Genomic DNA, 17,075 nt, shown 5'->3' with positions numbered 1-17,075 from the left:
CGGGGCGGCGTCGAAAGCGCGGGCGGCGCGGAATTCATGCGCAGGGCCCGGCACCGCGTCCGGCGGGGCAATTGATTAGACTCATGGCATGCCCGACGAGAAGAACGCCGCTGTGGCCACCGCGCCGGCTGTGAAGCAGCAACACGGCGAAGCCGCATTCTTCGACGTCGACAACACCCTGATGCGCGGCGCCAGCCTCTTCCACGTGGCGCGGAAAATGTACGAACGCAAGGCCTTCACGCTGTCCCAGGCCGCGGGTTTCGCGTGGAAGCAGTTCAAGTTCGTGCTCCGCGGCGAAAACATGGACGACGTTCACGCGGTCCGCGATTCCGCCCTCACGCTCGCTGCAGGCATCAAGGTCTCCGAAGTCCACGAGCTGGGTGAAGAAGTCTACGACGAGATGATCGAGTCCCGGATCTGGCCCGGCACGAAGGCGCTGGCCGAACAGCACCTGCGGGTTGGCCGCAAGGTGTGGCTGGTCACCGCAACGCCCATCGAGGTCGCGAAGGTGATCTCCACCCGGCTTGGCCTCACCGGCGCCCTCGGCACCGTAGGCGAAATCGAAGACGGCGTCTACACGGGCAGGCTCGTGGGCGACATCCTGCACGGCCCGGCGAAGGCCGTGGCGGTCCAGCGGGTCGCCGACGAGGAAGACCTGGACCTGAAACGCTGCTGGGCGTACAGCGATTCACACAATGACATCCCGCTGCTCACTCTCGTGGGCCATCCGGTGTGCATCAACCCCGACGCCGCGCTGCGCCGCCACGCCCGCGAGAACAACTGGCCGGTCTACGACTTCCGCTCGGGCCGACGCGCCGCCACCCTGGGGCTGAAGGCCGCCACGGTGGGCGGGGCCATCTACGGCCTGTGGCGCGGCTTCAGCAAGTTCCGCGGCCCGCGGGTCTGAAAGCAGCCGGCCTGACGCTTCGGGGTCTGACGGCGCCGGGTCTGCGCGATGGGCCATTCCGCAGCCAAGTCAGGACGCAAAAATGCCCGCCGCCTCGGGAGGCAACGGGCATTCACGCACTGCGAAGTATTCCTACTTCTTGTTGCGGCGCTGGTGGCGGGTCTTACGAAGCAACTTGCGGTGCTTCTTCTTGGCCATACGCTTGCGGCGCTTCTTAATAACTGAACCCACGAAAGTTCCTTAACAAATAAGTGAAGTTCCCGCCTGCCGGACGGGGCCGGCGAAGGCCCCGCAACAGACGGATTCTTACAGTGACGTAAAACGTTCCTTAACAGGGTACCGCCTCGCGGAGGCACCCAATGACCGTGAACCGGAGCCCCTTGGGCGTCAGGCGCTCTCCGAGCGGCCGTCCACCACGGCACCCTTGAGGTACTGGGCAACGGCTTCCTCGGGAACCCGGAATGACCGGCCGAACCGGACGGCCGGCATTTCGCCGGAGTGGACCAGACGGTACACGGTCATTTTGGAAACCCGGAGAACCTCGGCCACTTCGGCCACGGTCATGAATCGCGCATTCGAGAAGTTGGTCTCTGCGGACATTCTCCATATTCCTTTGCTCTCAGCTGACAAGGACAACCCCAGCGCCCATGACTGCGGCGTTCCGATGCTGAGCCATCACAACCATGTGCTAGATACTTTAGAGGCTGCTGAGACCAATGTGAAAGTCCCGGAGGCCACTTTGACGCCTACGCCGCGGCAGCCTCGCGCCGCTTGCGGGACGAGGCCGCAAGCTGTTCGAGCACGGACGCGGTAACCTCCCATTCCATGCAGGCATCAGTAACGCTCTGGCCGTAGACCAACTCCTGCGTCCCCGCCAGTTGCAGCTCGACGTCCAGGTTCTGGGCACCGCCCACCAGGAAGCTTTCCAGCATGATGCCGGCCACCGGGGAGGCCGGATCGGCTTCGAGCTGCGCGCCGACCTCCAGGGCGACCTCGGCCTGCCGGTGGTGGTTCTTTCCGCTGTTCGCGTGGCTGGCATCGACGATCAGGCGCGGGTTCAGGCCCTTAGCGGACAGCTTCCCGGAGGCCGCGGCGACGTCGTCTGCGGAGTAGTTGGGGCCCTTGCGTCCGCCGCGCAGGATCACGTGCGTGTCCGGGTTGCCGGCGGTCGCCACGAGGGCTGCACGGCCGTCGCCGTCGATCCCGAGGAACGCCTGCTGGGCGGCGGCCGCACCGCAGGCGTCGATGGCCACTTGGAGGTCGCCGTCGGTGCCGTTCTTGAAGCCGATCGGCATGGACAGGCCGGAGGCGAGTTGGCGGTGGATCTGGCTTTCGGTGGTGCGGGCGCCGATGGCTCCCCAGGCAACGAGGTCCGCCATGTACTGCGGGCTGATCGGCTCCAGGAATTCCGTGGCCGTGGGCAGCCCGAGCTCGGTGACCTGCTGCAGGAAACCGCGGGCGGCGCGCAGGCCCGCAGCGATGTCGTGGCTGCCGTCCAGGTGCGGATCGTTGATGAGGCCCTTCCAGCCCACCGTGGTGCGCGGCTTTTCGAAGTAGGCCCGCATGACCACCAGGAGGTCTTCCTTGTGCTTTTCGGCCTGGCTGACCAGCCGGCGGGCGTATTCCAGCCCGGCCTTGGGGTCGTGGATCGAGCAGGGGCCGACGATCACGAGCAGGCGGTCATCGACGCCGTCCATGATGGCCCGGATCTCGTCACGCCCGCGTTCGACGACAGCTGCGGCCTTCGCGCCGAGCGGCAGTTCGGCGATCACTTCCTGCGGGGCCGGCAGCGGTTCGAAGCGGCTGACCCGCAGGTTCGACGTGGAGCGGCCGGCTGCTGCGTCCTGGCTGGCGTCGAGTGTTGCGGGGTTTTCGGCGATGCTGGTCATTTTTGGGGTCCTGTTCCGGAGGCGGAGCGGGCCCTCATCAGAACCCGCCGGATATGGCGAAGGGCAGAGAAATCATCTCTGCCCTGTTGGCTCTGAAGGTTAGTTGGATGCGTGTCAGTTAGACGCGGGCCCCTCCAGAGCCAACGAAAAATACGCATACCAACGCTTAGTCATGGACACACCATAGCCATGAAGGCACCCCGGCCGCAAAACCGGTTCCTGTCTCATCCCGTAACAGTCACCGTCCGCGACGGCGTGAATGCCGGGAGATACAGGCTTGAGCCGAGGTACTTTGCCTTGAGCACATGCTTGCCCGGACCCAACTGCTGATAGACAAATGCGGCGGTTCCGGCAGCCAGTTCCGCGGGCTCCCCCACCGGTGTGCTCCCGTCGTAGAACTGCACCAGGCCTGTGGGAGTCGGGCCGTGCACGAGCCGCGGTTCGATCACGGCACGGGCGGTCACGGGCTCACCTGCCTGTACGGTGCCGTGGGGACTGACCCGGAATTGCGCACGGACCTCAGCCGTGGGCGGCGCCGAAACCGTATAGGAGAGGACCGGCGACGCTGAGGCGAAGTAGTCCCCTGCCTGGTGCTGGTACGCCGCCGAAACCGAGTGGGTCCCGACGGTCAACGCGGACGTACTGAAAACGGCCACCCAGCCGGTGCTGACGGCCACTGTGGCGACGTCGACGCCGTCGACCGTGAACGTGACCTCGCCGAGAGGCTCACCGGTGAGCGGACCGTCCAGCGCTGAGACCTGGGCCGTCATCACGACCGTCTCGCCTGCAACGGAACCGCCGGCCGGACTCAGCGCCAGCGAGGTTGCGGTTTCCGGTCCGCTGATCACCACGATGGGAAAGCGGATGGTTTTCGGGGCAAAGTTCGCATCGCCCGAATACGCGGCACGGAAATAGTGCGTGCCAAGGTCCAGGGGCGGCGCGATGAGGACGAACAGTCCGGGCAGGATGTCGTTGCTGAGCCCGGAAACGTCAAGCGGGGTGTCCGCGTCGTCCGGCAGGAGGGTGACTGTTCCCGTGGGCACCAGCGATGTGGGATACACCGGCAGCACCTGGCCCACCACCTGTGCCGGCTGGCCGGGGAAGACCAGCTGGAAATTGCCGTTGGCGGTCACATCGACGGCGGCCAGGGTATCCGCTGCGTGCACCGGCGCCGCGGCGAACGAGGGCATCAGCAGCAATGCAGCCACAAGGATCAGGGCGCGGCGGAAGGCGCTTCCGGACTGGGTAGTGAACACAGCTTCCTTCTTCCCGACAGGATTGTCAGGGAAAGCCCCAGCATCTTCGTGACAGTGAACGGCCGACGGCACAAGGATAGACCCGTTTCCCGTTGCCGGATACCCGGTTTTCGGCAACCGCCCTGGAGAGCGGGCGCAATGGAAGGACATCCTGAGAAAACGTTTCCCAAAAGTCGCTAGACTCGGCGCCAGGAGAACTGACCGGCCGCCGGTTGCGGTGTGGACAGTCAGGAGCTAGGACAGGCAGCGTCAAGAAGGAAGCCATGGCAGATCGGAGCACACGGCGCCGCGTCGGAATCGGAGACGTGGCGGCACGGGCCGGAGTTTCGCACGCCACCGTTTCACGGGTGATGAATGGCAACACCACCGTGAATTCCGCCATCGCCGCGCGGGTCCAGGCTGCCGCCGCCGAGCTGAAGTACAAACCGAATCCGGTGGGACGCAGCCTGGCCCTGGGCAAAACGGAAACCATCGGCATCGTTGTGCCGGACCTGTCGAACCCCACCTTCCAGTCGATCCTCCGGGACGTCAGCATCGCCGCCGCGCGAGACGGCTACCGGGTGCTGATCGCGGACTCCTCCGAGGTCTCCAGCGAGGAAGCGATCCTGGCCGGCGAGGCACGCCGGCGCTGCGACGGCGTCGTGCTTTGCGCCCCCCGCATGAGCCAGGACGACCTCGAAGAACTCGCACCCACACTGCATCCGCTGGTGCTGATCAACCGCACCACCGAGCATTCCTCCACCCCCAGCCTGGTGGTGGACTACGGGCACGGCATCCAGCAGCTCGGTGCGCACCTGGTGGAACTGGGACACCGCAGGATCGCCTACCTGACCGGCCCGGAGCGCAGCGCCTCGAACGTTCAGCGCCTGCGCGGGCTGGAGAAGTTCGTCCAGGACTACCCGGAGGTCGAGCTGCAGTTCATCCCCGGGGGAAACACCTACGACGCCGGCAACGAGGCAAGCGACGCCGTCGCCTCCTGCGGGGCCACGGGCATCCTGGTGTTCAACGACGTGGCGGCCATGGGCCTGCTGCACGGATTGAGCGAACGCGGAATCCGTGTGCCGGAAGACCTCTCGATCACGGGGTACGACGACATGCCCTTCGCCCGCTACACCATGCCGGGCCTGACCACCGCTGCCGTGCCGATCACCCAGCTGGGCAGCCTTGCCTGGCGCCGGATGCGCGAACACATTAAGCAGGCCGACGCCGAGTCCCCCACCGACCATTTCGAGCCGCACCTGGAAATCCGCGGCAGCACCGCTCCCCCGAAGGCCTGATTCACCCGGAACGCGGCGAACTGCCGGGGAGGGAGATCTCAGGCGGAGGCGCCGAGCCCGGCTTCGCGGTAGTAGCCCTCGATGTGTGCGCCCACCAGCGCGGCCGCTTTGCCGCCGTCGCCCGCGTTCACCGCCGTCAGGATGGCACGGTGCTCGGCCCGGAGCCGCCGGGCGGTGGCATCCCAGTCCGGCAGGTTCTTCGTCAGCTCGGCGGCGTACCCTTCGATGGCTTCGCGCAGGGAGGCCATCATGGCGCTCACCACCACGTTGCCCGCCGCCTCGGCCAGGGCGAGGTGGAAACGGACGTCCAGGGCCAGGAAGTCTTCGGCTCCCGGGGCGGCGTCCATTTCGTCGAGGAGGACGGCAGCCTCTGCAAGGGCCGGCGACCCCGGCCGGGCCCTTGAAACTGCCCATGATTCCAGCAGCACGCGGGTCTCCACGATGTCGGCCACCGGTAGGTGCCGGGTGGCCGCGTGCAGGCGCAGCGCGGATCCGAGGGCCGCGGCCGGGTCCGCGATGACCACGGTTCCGGCGTCCTTGCCCGAGCCCACCCCCGCGCGGACCACACCCATGGCTTCGAGGATCCGGATCGCCTCGCGCACGGACGTCCGGGACACCCGGAGCTGCTCCGCGAGGGCGCGCTCAGCCGGCAGCCGGCCCCCGAGCAGGAGCTTGCCGTCGGAGAACTGCTTTTCGATCCACTCCAGGACGAGTTCGTGGGTTCGCATGCCGGAATTCTACTTGATGTGGTCAGACCACATGGAATAAAGTGTGGTCCAACCACACCAGCGAGTCCGGAGACCACCATGACGCAGACCGTCCAGCCCACCAGCGGCACAGCCGCTGCGAACAACAGCGCCGCCGCGGCACCCAACGGCAGCTCCGCCGTCGTTAACCCGCCGGCCCTCAAGCGCCGGATACCCAAATACGCGGACCTGGCCCCGCTGATGCAGTTCAAGAAGCCGGAGTTCAGCAACGCCGCCCGGCTCAAGCGCGCCTCCACCATCTGGGAGTTGCGGGACATCGCCAAGCGTCGCACCCCGCAGGCGCCCTTCGACTACACGGACGGTGCCGCCGAAGCCGAAATCAGCCTGCGCCGCGCACGCCAGGCCTTCCAGGACATCGAGTTCCGCCCTGGGATCCTCCGCAATGTGTCCAGCATCGATCTCAGCACGGACATCCTCGGCAGGGCCGCCCGCCTCCCCTTCGGCATCGCCCCCACCGGCTTCACCCGGATGATGCAGTCCGAGGGCGAATACGCCGGCTCCCAGGCCGCCGAGGCCGCAGGCATCCCCTACACCCTGTCCACGATGGGCACGGCCTCGATCGAGGACGTGGCCGCCGCGGCGCCGCACGGACGCAATTGGTTCCAGCTGTACCTGTGGACGGACCGCGAGCGTTCACTCGAGCTGATCGAACGCGCCGCCGCGGCCGGCAACGATACCCTCATGGTCACCGTGGACACCGCCGTGGCCGGGGCACGGCTGCGGGACGTCCGCAACGGCATGACCATTCCCCCGGCCCTGACCCTGAGGACCGTCGTCGATGCGTCCTACAGGCCGGCCTGGTGGTTCAATTTCCTCACCCACGAGCCGCTGACTTTCGCCTCCTTGTCCCGGTACACGGGCACGGTGGCCGAGCTGATCAACTCGATGTTCGACCCCACTCTGACCTTCGACGACCTCGACTGGCTGCGCGAAACCTGGAAGGGCAAGCTCGTGGTCAAGGGCATCCAGACCGTGGAGGACGCCGTGAAGGTGGTGGACCACGGGGCCGACGGCGTGGTGGTCTCCAACCACGGCGGCCGCCAGCTGGATCGGGCCCCGATTCCGCTGCACTTGCTGCCAGGGGTTTCCGCCGCCGTCAAGGAACGGAACTCCGGGGCCGCAGTCATGCTGGACACAGGCATTATGAGCGGCGCCGACATCGTTGCGGCGCTGGCGCTCGGCGCCGACTTTGCCCTGATCGGCCGCGCCTACCTCTACGGGCTAATGGCCGGCGGCCGTGCCGGCGTGGACCGGACCATCCAGATCCTGGAGAAGGACATGGCCCGCACCATGGCCCTGCTGGGCGTCACGAAGATCTCCGAACTGAACCCGGAGCACGTGCGGCTGCTGCAGGGCGGACGGTCCTCCCAAACTGACTAGCAGTTAATGCCGTTTTGAGCGCTCAAAACGGCATTAACTGCTAGCTAGTTGAGGGAAGCGCTACTTCTTCCGGCCAAACTTGGGCAGGTTGGGCAGGTCCGGCAGCTTGGCGAGCAGGTCCGCGGCCCTCGTGGCGGCGCGGCCCACCGTGCGGCCGATCTGCTGAGGAACGGTGTCATCCACCGCAGCCGGTGCAGGAACACCTTCCTGTGCCGGCTGTGCTGCGTCAAGGGGCTGGCCCGCTACTGCCGGTGCCTGTCGGGTCCCGACGGCGGCCGGCTGGGCCGCCTGTCCGGCACCGGCGCGCTGATCCGGCGTGGCTGCCGCTGAAGCGGCGTCGGAAGCAGCGGATGCGGAAGGGCCGACGTCGAACGTTTCCAGCCAGCTGGCAATCCCGGCGAGGGGCTTCGGGTTCAGCGCGTAGTAGCGCTTCTGCCCCTGGGCGCGCATGCTGACGAGGTCTGCCTCGCGGAGCACTTTCAAGTGCTTGGAAATGGTGGGCTGGCTGGCTTCGAGCTCCTGGACCAGTTCCCCCACAGCCTTGTCCCCAGAGCGGAGGGAAACCAGGATGTCACGCCGGGTCGCCTCAGCAATGACGGCAAATACGTCGTCAGTCACCATGCCTCCCACCCTAGCGACATATACGTCAAAAGGCATCAACTATTTCGCCGTGCAGGAGCGCGTCGGAACGGAGGGGAGCCTCAGACAGCGACGACTCCGAAGTCCCGCACTTCAAAGAAGCGTGCGTCATCCGCGGCGGTCTCCACTGCTTCCCACACATGGACCGAGAACAACCTCAGCTGCGCTTCCAGGGGCGACGAATCCTCGGCGCGGGAGAGTATTTCGCTGTCGTTTAGCTCGACGAGTCTGTAAATCTCGTCCAAACTTGCCCTGAAGTCGAAACGCCGACCGTCCCGAGTGGTGAATGCCACCGTAGCTTGACCATCCGCGCCCTCGACATCGACCCGGCCGTCATTTGAAAGCACATACTTCAGCTGGGAAATGAACCGGGCATAATCCTTCATCGTCTACCTCGTGCTACTAGGGAATGCGGTGATGATCCGATAGTCTCCCGCCGAAACTGCAACACGGGGATAGAAAGTGTGCATCGTTTTCCCGTCATATCGCCTAAGCTCAACAACACCGCGGTAGGAATAGGTCTGATTGATCGGGTTATATGTGCCACTGTAGACATGTTGAAGTGCATCGGTGATCGCAAAGTCGGCCATCTCACGCCAGTTCGCTCCAACATATATAGCCTTATTTTGCCAGTCCGTCATATGCCTGGACAGAATATGGCGATACCCCACCCGCTTGTTCCGCATTTCAGATAGACAGGGCGATACGTATACGGAATGGTATTCAAATAGAAAGTCCGCACATTCTTGTATTCGGGATCAAACGCTCCACAGGCCGCCCAGGTCTGAGGGACAAAGATAGCCATAGGATTGAGCTCTGCGCGAGAAGACGCGCCCTGTACCTGCCTCGTTCTTCCCGGCTGAACCTGCCGACCGTTTGCCCATACGGTCAATTCGCCGCTAGCAAGCTGAGAATCAAGCTTCTTCAGCTCGGAGACAGACAGCTTCTGCTCTGCAGAGTATTCCTGAGCAAACGCCTCAGCGATCTCTTCCATCTCGTCGTCGGTGAGAGGATCCGCTACGGCTATCCGATCTGCTTCAGCAATTACATCGGGAGTGATTGGAATTTCGTCAACAGCGGATGCTTGCGTCGCCGAAACAAGCCCAAGCAAACTGGCAAGAGCGATCGCAACAAAACTCGCGCCGATTTTCCTTCAAACGATGGCATTTCCTCCACATATCAATGATGCGCCCCCACAAGGCGTGTCCAGTCTTGCAGAACGACTCCGAAAGTCAAGCTCGTGCCCGTGGATGTTTAGGAAACAAGCGCAGGCATTCTGCTAACCCATAAAAATTCCTTCCGTGGCTTTGCATCACATGAGGATCTTCTTCCTGATTTATCAGACTGCACCAACGAGCGCGCCTGCGCGGGTGCCTGGCCACACCCCTTTTCGTCCAGGGACGTCAGTGGTAGAACGATCACACGGTCCAGGCGGCCATCAGGCCGCGGCCAGAGCGGGGCGGGGTGCGTGGCCATGGCTGACTTCTTCCGGCGGCAGATGTTCAACATCATCGCCGCGGTGTTCCTGATCCTCTTCGTCGCCGTATGGCTCGCCGTCCTCCTGCGCGTGGGCACGTGGGTTCCCACAGGTACCGCAACCGCCCCTGCGCTGAACGGTGCCTTGGTGACCGCCGCCGGAGTGATGGCGACATCGCTGGGTTCCCTGACGGCGTCGGCCCTGGGCTTCACGATCGCCGAGGTCAAGCGCGGACAGGACGAAGCGCCGCCGGGCGAGCCCGGAGTGTCCTTCCCGGCGGAAGTCGCCGCGAAGCTATCCGGCAGGATCATCGCGGCGATCATGGTCTACATGGCCGTGGGCCTGCTGGTCCTCATTGTCTGGCTGGTCAAGGGGACTGCGTCCACGGACCTCATCGGTGCCTTCGCGCTGTCCCTGCTGGGCTGGCTGGTCGGGGCCGCGGGCGTGGTGTTCCAGACGGAGAAGGCTGCCTAGCTCAGTCGACCCCGGCAGCTCAGGCGAAATCGGAACTCAGTCGAACCAGGGGTCCAGCCCGTGCAGCGGGAAGACTTCCTTGCGGGTGGCGATGATGCTGCGGTCCACGGGGTCCGCGGGGTCGTAGCCGACCTCCCAGGAACGCCACCAGATGTCCACGTCGTCCCCCATGCGTTCGGGTGCGTTGCGGCCAAACTTTTCCCGGACGTATTCAAGCCATTCCTCCGGCACGCGCGTGCCCACGGGAACCGGGTTCTGCGCCACGATGCCGATCAGGTGGGACCAGGTCCTGGGAACCACGCCGGTGATGTCGTACCCGCCTCCCCCGGTGGCGATCCACCGGTTGCCGCAATAGCGGCCGGCCAGGCCGGCGACGGCGGTGGCGGCCTCGCGCTGGCCGTCCACGCTGAGGTTGAGGTTCGTGAGGGGGTCGTTGGCGTGCGAGTCGCAGCCGTGCTGGCTGACGATGACCTCCGGCTCGAACGCCCCCACCAGCTGCGGAACCACGGCGTGGAACGCCCGCAACCAGCCGGCGTCGCCCGTTCCGGCCGGCAGGGCGACGTTCACGGCGGTCCCCGGCGCGCGCGGCCCGCCGGTCTCGTTGGCGAAACCAGTGCCCGGGAACAAGGTCAGCCCCGATTCGTGCAGGGAAATGGTGAGCACCCTGGGGTCGTCCCAGAAGATGCTCTGGGTGCCGTCGCCGTGATGTGCGTCGACGTCGATGTACGCGACCTTGCCGACGCCGCCGTCCAGCAGCCGTTGCACGGCCAGGGCGGCGTCGTTGTAGATGCAGAATCCGCTGGCGCGTTCCCGCGAAGCGTGGTGCAGGCCGCCGCCGAAATTCACGGCACGCACCGAGGCGCCCGAAAGCAGAACCTCGGCGCAGAGCAGGGAGGCTCCGGCCAGCCGGGCGCTGGCCTCGTGCATTCCGGCGAAGGCGGGGTCGTCCTCGGTTCCCAGCCCGCGTTCCGGGTCCGACGCCGTCGGGTCTTCGCCCGCACGCCGCACCGCGGCAATGTAGTCCGCGCTGTGCACCCGCTGGAGTTCGGCGTCGGACGCGGTGTCCGGTTCCCGGAGCGAAACGTGCGGCAGGTCAAAGAGGCCGAGGGCATCGGCCAGCCGCGCCGTCAGTTCAAGGCGAGCCGGCGCCATGGGATGGCCCGGGCCGAAATCGTAGGCGGCCATGGCGGGGCTCCACGCCACCGTCGTGGGCAGCGCGGACGGACGGAGGCCGGGCCGGGAAGTCATCAAGGACAGGCTACCCGAGGCAGAAGGCCGTCAGCCCGGCTCCCGGGGGCGATTAGTGGTTTACTACTCAAGACAGCCGATCCATACAACCGAAGCGAAAAGCACTGCCATGACCCAGAGCCAGTCGAGGTCTCCGCGCCCGGCCAGCTGGCATCCCGACCAGCCTGAGCGGGAAGGCCTGTGGATCTTCACCGGCCTCCGGGACTTCATCGACAACATCGCCAACACCTCGCCGGCCCGGCTCGCCCTGACCGCGTTCTCCCTGGTCATCCTGCTTTTCACCGGTTTGCTCTCCCTCCCCGCCGCATCAGCCGCCGGTGTGGTCACCCCCCTCCATGAGGCGATGTTCACGGCCGCCTCGGCGGTGTGCGTCACCGGGCTTACGGTGGTCTCGACGGCGACCCACTGGACGTTCTTCGGGCAGCTGGTGATCCTTGTGGGCATCTTCGTGGGCGGCTTGGGAACCTTGACCCTCGCCTCGCTGCTCGCCCTCATGGTGAGCAAGCGGCTGGGCGTGCGCGGCAAGCTCATTGCGCAGGAAGCCATGAACAACGCCGGCCGCCTCGGCGAAGTCGGTACCCTGCTGCGGATCGTCATCACCACCTCCGTGGTGATCGAAGGCGCCCTGGCATTGGCTCTGATCCCCCGCTTCATGATCCTGGGGGAAAACTTCTGGCAATCCGTCTGGCACGGCGTCTTCTACTCGATTTCGGCCTTCAACAACGCCGGTTTCACCCCGCACTCGGACGGCATCGTCCCGTATGAGACGGACCTCTGGATCCTCATCCCGCTGATGTTGGGGGTCTTCCTGGGCAGCCTCGGCTTCCCCGTGGTGATGGTGCTGCAGCAGAACGGGCTCAACTGGAGGAAATGGAACCTGCATACGAAGCTGACCATCCAGGTCTCCTTCATCCTGCTGGCTGCCGGAACCTTCCTGTGGGCCCTGATGGAATGGGACAACGCCCGGACCATCGCCCACATGAACCTGGCCGACAAGATCATCCATTCGCTCTTCGCCTCCGTGATGACCCGGTCCGGCGGCTTCAACCTGGTGGACCAGAACCACATGGAATCCACCACCATGCTGCTCACGGACGCGCTGATGTTCGCAGGGGGCGGTTCGGCGTCGACGGCGGGCGGCATCAAGGTGACCACCATCGCCGTCATGTTCCTCGCCATCACGGCCGAGGCCCGCGGCGACGCGGACGTGAAGGTGTACGGCCGCACCATCCCGCAGGGCACCATGCGGGTTGCCATCTCGGTGATCGTCGCCGGCGCCACCCTCGTGTCAGTGTCTTCGTTCCTGCTCCTGCAGATCAGCGGCGCGACCCTGGACCGGGTGCTTTTCGAAACGATCTCCGCCTTCGCCACGGTGGGGCTCAGCACGAACCTCAGTGCCGAACTGCCGCCGTCAGGCGTTTATGTCCTGACCGCGCTCATGTTCATGGGGCGCGTCGGCACTGTCACCCTCGCCGCCGCACTGGCCCTGCGCCAGCGCAGCCAGCTCTACCACTACCCCGAAGAAAGGCCGATCATTGGCTAACACCTCAGGCGCCCCCAACCGTCCGGCGCACAATGCCCCCGTGCTGGTCATCGGCCTGGGCCGCTTCGGCTCCGCCACCGCCGAGCAACTGGTCAAGCAAGGCCGTGAAGTCCTGGCCATCGAACGGGACCGCTCCCTGGTGCAGAAGTGGGCCCCCGTCCTCACCCACGTGGTGGAGGCCGACGCCACGAACATCGACGCCCTCCGCCAACTCGGTGCCCAGGAGTTCAGCTCAGCCGTGGTGGGTGTGGGCACCTCGATCGAATCCTCGGTGCTCATCACCGTGAACCTGGTGGACCTGGGGATCGAGCACCTGTGGGTCAAGGCGATCACGCCCTCGCACGGCAAGATCCTGAGCCGCATCGGCGCCAACCACGTCATCTATCCCGAGGCTGACGCCGGCGTTCGTGCGGCGCACCTGGTGTCGGGGCGCATGCTGGACTTCATCGAGTTCGACGACGATTTCGCAATCGTGAAAATGTACCCGCCGAAGGAAACCGTGGGCTTCACCCTGGACGAATCCAAGGTCCGTTCCAAGTACGGCGTGACTATTGTGGGCGTGAAGTCGCCGGGCGAGGACTTCACCTACGCCCGCCCGGAGACGAAGGTGTCCGGTCGGGACATGCTCATCGTTTCCGGACACGTGGACCTGCTGGAACGTTTCGCGGCCCGGCCGTAGGTTTTTCCGGGGTTTCAGCCGAGCTGCTTCGTGATTTCCGCGGCACGGGCAGCTGCCGCGCGGGCGCCGTCGGCGATGATCGCAGGGATGCCGCCCTCATTGAACGCCGCAATGGCGCGTTCGGTGGTGCCGTTGGGGCTGGTCACGGCCACGCGCAATGCGGTGGGGTCCGCGCCGGGCTCGGCGAGCATGTAGCCGGCACCGGCCACGGTTTCGCGGGAGATCCGCACGGAGAGTTCCGGATCCAGTCCAAGCTCGACGCCGGCGGCGGCCATGGCTTCGGCGAGATAGAAGGCGTACGCCGGGCCCGAGCCGCTGATGGCCGAGAGCGCGTCCACCTGATCCTCCGGGATTTCCACCACGGTGCCCGCGGCGGAGAGCAACTCGGTGACAAGCTGCTGCTGTTCGGGAGTGACGTTGCTGCCGGCCGACACGGAAATCACGCCGCGGCCGAGCCTTGCCGGAGTGTTAGGCATGGTGCGGATGACGGGCTGGCCCGGGGGAAGGGCGGCTTCCAGCTGGGCGATGGAGACGGCGGCGGCCACGCTGACCACGATGGTGCTCGGGGCCAGGACCGGCGAAATCTCGCGGGCGAGGTCGGTAATGCCCACCGGCTTCACGCCCAGGATGACCACCCCGGCGCCCTTGGCGGCGAGTTTGTTGTTGTCAGGATCTTCGGCTCCGGCGATCGCCATGATTCCGTGGCGGTGGGCCAGTTCATCGGCCCGTTCGGCCCGGCGCACGGTGGCGACGACATCGGAGGGGTCGGTCCCGGCGGCAAGCAGGCCGCCCAGGATGGCCTCGTTCATGGATCCACAGCCAAGGAATGCGATTCGAGTCATGGCTCCATCATGCCAGTTCGCCGTTGCGCTGCTGAAGCCGCCGGAAGTCCGGCTCCGGCCAACCCGGGCGCGCGCCGGGATTCCCAGCCAACTCCCAAGGTTATTGCAGCTTGCACCCAACGTTGCTTCGTAACGTAGTAACTACCTCATTGAGGGTGCGAGTGATGAGGCGGGCATGGGGATGTCCGCCAAAGCACCGGCGGTTTGAACGGGTTTCCCCCCATTTTCCCGATCAGCCGCCGGTGCTTTCTCGTTTAACCCTGTGCTCCGGGACCGCGCCGCTTCAGCAGGCTTCCGGCGCTGGTCAGACTTCGAAGGCCCCCACGAGGGGCGCGCCCAGGTGCTGGCGGGCAAACCGCAGGGTCTCGGCGAGCCATTCCTCGCGCTCCCCCGCAGCCTTGGCCCTGCGCGTGGAAATCTCGGCCACGATGCTTCCGGTGAAGCCGTTGCCCGCCAGGTGCTGCAGGACCTCGGCGCACTGCTGGGTTCCGCGGCCCGGGATAAGGTGCTCGTCCCGCCCCGAACCGGAGCCATCGGTCAGGTGCACATGCCGCAGCTTGCTTCCCAGCGCCTGCACCGCCTCGAGGCTGCTGGCCCCCGCCGTGGCGGCGTGCGAGAAGTCCCAGGTGACGGCGTCGTAATCCTGTCCCACCGGGTCCCAGTGCGGCAGGTAGGCAAGGGCTTCCCTGCCGCGGACGCGCCACGGGTACATGTTCTCCACGGCGATGTGCACTTGGTAGAGCGCTGCCATTTCCCGGACGCCCGCGGCGAAGTTCTCGGCGTAGTTCGACTGCCAGCGGAACGGCGGGTGGACCACCACAGTGCTGCAGCCCAGGTCCCGGGCCATCCTGCAGGACATTTCGATCTTGTTCCATGCTGTCCCCCAGACCTGCTGGGTCAGCAGCAGGGTGGGGGCGTGGATGGAGACGACCGGCTGGCCGTAGCGCTGGCTGAGCTGATCGAGCGCGGCCGGGTTCTGGCTGGTGGCGTTGTTGGTCACCATCACCTCGACGCCGTCGTAGCCCAGGTCCTGCGCCACCGCGAAGGCGTCGTGCACGCTCAGGGGGTACACGGAGGCGCTCGAAAGTGCCACCGGGATTTTCGGGTCCCCGGCCTGGCCCCCTTCCCTTAACTGCCCGACGCCGCTACGCATGTCAGCTGGCCTGCCCGGCTGTGGCGGCGGCCGGGAGCGGGACTGCCGGGCCGCCGTCGTCCGTTGCTTTTTTCTTCTTGGAAACGGAGGCGGCACCGACGTGCGGTGCCGGCTGCAGCGGGCCGTCGAAGACCAACTGGTCCAGCCTGCGCAGGATCAGGCCTTCGCGCAGGGCCCAGGGGCAGATCTCCATGCTGGGGAATTCGAAGAGCTCCAGCGCGGTTTCGGCCACCAGCGCGCCGGCGAGGATCTGCCGGGCCCGGGCTTCGGACACCCCGGGCAGGTAGAGCCGGTCCGCGACGGTCATGGCGGAGATCCGTTGCGCCCACAGGCCGAGGTCCGTGGCGTGCAGTTCGCGCTTGACGTACGGGCCGGCACCGCTGGGGGCGGCCCCGGCAACGCGGGCCAGGGAGCGGAACGTCTTTGACGTTCCGGCCACGAGGTTGGCCCGGCCCAGATCCTTGAACTCCCGCACCACCGGCTTCAGCGTGGCACGGATGTAGCGCCGCAGCTCCTTGACGCTCTTGGCGGTGGGCGGATCCTCGTGCAGCCAGTCCCGGGTGAGGCGGCTGGCGCCCAGGGGCACGGACATGGCCAACTCCGGGAGCTCGTCCTGGCCGAAGGCCATTTCGAAGGAGCCGCCGCCGATGTCCAGGTCCAGGATGGGGCCGGCGCCCCAGCCGTACCAGCGGCGGACGGCGAAGAAGGTCATGGAGGCCTCTTCGTCGCCGGTAAGTTCCTGCAGGGTGACAGTGGTTTCGTGCTTGACCCTGGCCAGCACTTCGGGGCCGTTCGTGGCTTCACGGATGGCCGAGGTACAGAACGCCAGCAGGTCCTCGGCCTTGTGCTTGGCCGCGAACTCCCAGGCTTCGAGCACGAACTCGATCAGCTCATGCTGCCCGGCCTCGTTGATGTTCCCTTCAGCGTCCAGGAACTGCACCAGGGACAGCGGCCGCTTGTGTGACGCGAACGCCACGGGCCGTGCGCCCGGATGGGCATCCACCAGAAGCAAATGGACGGTGTTCGAACCGATGTCTAGGACGCCAAGACGCATGCTGACATTATTCCGCGTTTGGAACTGTGTGAAGCAAGTGCGACGGCCGCGGGCTACTCGCCTGCCCGCTTGAAGTCGCGGCGCACGTTGGCGATGCCTTCCGGGCCCATTTCGAATCCGTGCTCGCTGCCCGGGTTGATGACCAGGCCGATTTCGTCGCCGATGCTGTCGAGGATGGCCGAACCGTGGGTAGCCAGCACGTTCGGTGCGGCCTCCAGGAAATGGGAGTCCGCGCGGCTGGGGTGGCTGAAGACCGCCAGCACGGGCTGGCCCTCAACGTTGGCCAGGACGAGGGGCTCCACGGTGGCGTCGGGGGTGTCCAGGGCGTCGGTGCTGAGGATATAGACCTCGTTGTTGAGGAAGGACAGGATGACCTCGACGGGGTTGGCATCGGGGTTTCCCGCTTTCGCGAGGTTCTCCTCAAGCTCGTTCAGGGGGCTGTTGTCAGTGGTTTCCGGCTGATCGCTCATGTACCTAGCCGATCACATCC

Annotated in this window: 19 protein-coding genes; 6 read left to right on the top strand and 13 right to left on the bottom strand. The window is 65.9% G+C overall.

Going from position 1 to position 17,075, the window contains the following annotated elements:
- The first annotated feature begins 88 nt into the window (after positions 1-88).
- Entirely contained in the window at positions 89-907 is an 819-nt protein-coding gene (locus BLP88_RS03635) for an HAD family hydrolase (RefSeq protein WP_074586974.1), read from the top strand.
- Between the two features lie 132 nt (positions 908-1,039).
- Here BLP88_RS03635 and BLP88_RS03630 read toward each other — a convergent pair whose 3' ends face one another.
- From BLP88_RS03630 to BLP88_RS03615, 4 genes are all read right to left on the bottom strand, one after another.
- Positions 1,040-1,138 (bottom strand): 30S ribosomal protein bS22, encoded by a 99-nt coding sequence (locus tag BLP88_RS03630; protein WP_003792170.1) that lies wholly within the window; start codon positions 1,136-1,138, stop codon positions 1,040-1,042.
- Positions 1,139-1,294: 156 nt separating this feature from the next.
- Positions 1,295-1,507: a helix-turn-helix domain-containing protein gene (locus BLP88_RS03625; RefSeq protein WP_074586973.1), complete on the bottom strand. Its 213-nt coding sequence runs from the start codon at positions 1,505-1,507 to the stop codon at positions 1,295-1,297.
- 146 nt (positions 1,508-1,653) lie between these two features.
- On the bottom strand, positions 1,654-2,796 hold the full coding sequence (locus BLP88_RS03620) for a 3-deoxy-7-phosphoheptulonate synthase (protein WP_074586972.1): 1,143 nt from the start codon (positions 2,794-2,796) through the stop codon (positions 1,654-1,656).
- 224 nt (positions 2,797-3,020) lie between these two features.
- Positions 3,021-4,052, bottom strand: a complete 1,032-nt coding sequence (locus BLP88_RS03615; protein ID WP_074586971.1) for an Ig-like domain-containing protein — start codon at positions 4,050-4,052, stop codon at positions 3,021-3,023.
- A gap of 263 nt (positions 4,053-4,315) precedes the next feature.
- Between BLP88_RS03615 and BLP88_RS03610 the strand changes: the two genes are divergently transcribed.
- Positions 4,316-5,329 carry a LacI family DNA-binding transcriptional regulator gene (locus BLP88_RS03610; RefSeq protein ID WP_074586969.1) on the top strand — a complete coding sequence of 338 codons (1,014 nt, stop codon included), beginning with the start codon at positions 4,316-4,318 and terminating at the stop codon, positions 5,327-5,329.
- 38 nt (positions 5,330-5,367) lie between these two features.
- On the opposite strand, the gene BLP88_RS03605 is transcribed toward BLP88_RS03610, so the two are convergent.
- A complete protein-coding gene (locus BLP88_RS03605) occupies positions 5,368-6,057 on the bottom strand; it encodes a FadR/GntR family transcriptional regulator (protein WP_074586968.1) in 690 nt (229 codons plus the stop codon).
- 78 nt (positions 6,058-6,135) lie between these two features.
- Between BLP88_RS03605 and BLP88_RS03600 the strand changes: the two genes are divergently transcribed.
- A complete protein-coding gene (locus BLP88_RS03600) occupies positions 6,136-7,476 on the top strand; it encodes an alpha-hydroxy acid oxidase (protein WP_074586966.1) in 1,341 nt (446 codons plus the stop codon).
- A gap of 60 nt (positions 7,477-7,536) precedes the next feature.
- On the opposite strand, the gene BLP88_RS03595 is transcribed toward BLP88_RS03600, so the two are convergent.
- From BLP88_RS03595 to BLP88_RS18675, 3 genes are all read right to left on the bottom strand, one after another.
- Positions 7,537-8,097: an ArsR/SmtB family transcription factor gene (locus BLP88_RS03595; RefSeq protein WP_074586964.1), complete on the bottom strand. Its 561-nt coding sequence runs from the start codon at positions 8,095-8,097 to the stop codon at positions 7,537-7,539.
- A gap of 80 nt (positions 8,098-8,177) precedes the next feature.
- The gene (locus tag BLP88_RS03590; RefSeq protein ID WP_074586962.1) at positions 8,178-8,501 is read right to left on the bottom strand and encodes a hypothetical protein; all 324 of its coding nucleotides are present in this window, start codon (positions 8,499-8,501) and stop codon (positions 8,178-8,180) included.
- A 251-nt stretch (positions 8,502-8,752) separates the two neighbouring features.
- Positions 8,753-9,226 (bottom strand): hypothetical protein, encoded by a 474-nt coding sequence (locus BLP88_RS18675; protein ID WP_139163288.1) that lies wholly within the window; start codon positions 9,224-9,226, stop codon positions 8,753-8,755.
- Between the two features lie 363 nt (positions 9,227-9,589).
- Between BLP88_RS18675 and BLP88_RS03585 the strand changes: the two genes are divergently transcribed.
- Positions 9,590-10,066 (top strand): hypothetical protein, encoded by a 477-nt coding sequence (locus BLP88_RS03585; protein WP_074587211.1) that lies wholly within the window; start codon positions 9,590-9,592, stop codon positions 10,064-10,066.
- Between the two features lie 36 nt (positions 10,067-10,102).
- On the opposite strand, the gene BLP88_RS03580 is transcribed toward BLP88_RS03585, so the two are convergent.
- Positions 10,103-11,314 carry an acetoin utilization protein AcuC gene (locus tag BLP88_RS03580; protein ID WP_074586960.1) on the bottom strand — a complete coding sequence of 404 codons (1,212 nt, stop codon included), beginning with the start codon at positions 11,312-11,314 and terminating at the stop codon, positions 10,103-10,105.
- A gap of 109 nt (positions 11,315-11,423) precedes the next feature.
- Here BLP88_RS03580 and BLP88_RS03575 point away from each other — a divergent pair, with 109 nt between their 5' ends.
- Together BLP88_RS03575 and BLP88_RS03570 are read left to right on the top strand one after the other, a co-directional pair.
- Positions 11,424-12,857 carry a TrkH family potassium uptake protein gene (locus tag BLP88_RS03575; protein ID WP_074586958.1) on the top strand — a complete coding sequence of 478 codons (1,434 nt, stop codon included), beginning with the start codon at positions 11,424-11,426 and terminating at the stop codon, positions 12,855-12,857.
- A gap of 40 nt (positions 12,858-12,897) precedes the next feature.
- Positions 12,898-13,536 (top strand): potassium channel family protein, encoded by a 639-nt coding sequence (locus BLP88_RS03570; protein WP_373366905.1) that lies wholly within the window; start codon positions 12,898-12,900, stop codon positions 13,534-13,536.
- 14 nt (positions 13,537-13,550) lie between these two features.
- Here the strand turns inward: BLP88_RS03570 and proC are convergent, their stop codons facing one another.
- The 4 genes from proC to BLP88_RS03550 form a co-directional block, all read right to left on the bottom strand.
- Positions 13,551-14,378, bottom strand: coding sequence for a pyrroline-5-carboxylate reductase (proC, locus tag BLP88_RS03565; protein ID WP_074586954.1), 828 nt, complete (start codon positions 14,376-14,378; stop codon positions 13,551-13,553).
- 304 nt (positions 14,379-14,682) lie between these two features.
- On the bottom strand, positions 14,683-15,531 hold the full coding sequence (locus BLP88_RS03560; protein WP_074586952.1) for a sugar phosphate isomerase/epimerase family protein: 849 nt from the start codon (positions 15,529-15,531) through the stop codon (positions 14,683-14,685).
- Position 15,532: 1 nt separating this feature from the next.
- Positions 15,533-16,585 (bottom strand): Ppx/GppA phosphatase family protein, encoded by a 1,053-nt coding sequence (locus tag BLP88_RS03555; protein WP_084110754.1) that lies wholly within the window; start codon positions 16,583-16,585, stop codon positions 15,533-15,535.
- A gap of 53 nt (positions 16,586-16,638) precedes the next feature.
- Complete coding sequence (locus tag BLP88_RS03550; protein ID WP_074586950.1) at positions 16,639-17,055, bottom strand: SseB family protein; 417 nt, start codon at positions 17,053-17,055, stop codon at positions 16,639-16,641.
- Positions 17,056-17,075: the final 20 nt, after the last annotated feature.

Source organism: Arthrobacter cupressi (genome assembly GCF_900099975.1).
In the GTDB taxonomy this organism is placed as follows: Bacteria; Actinomycetota; Actinomycetes; order Actinomycetales; family Micrococcaceae; genus Arthrobacter; species Arthrobacter cupressi.
Note: the sequence above shows the minus strand (reverse complement) of the source record. Positions and strands in the feature narration are given on the sequence as shown.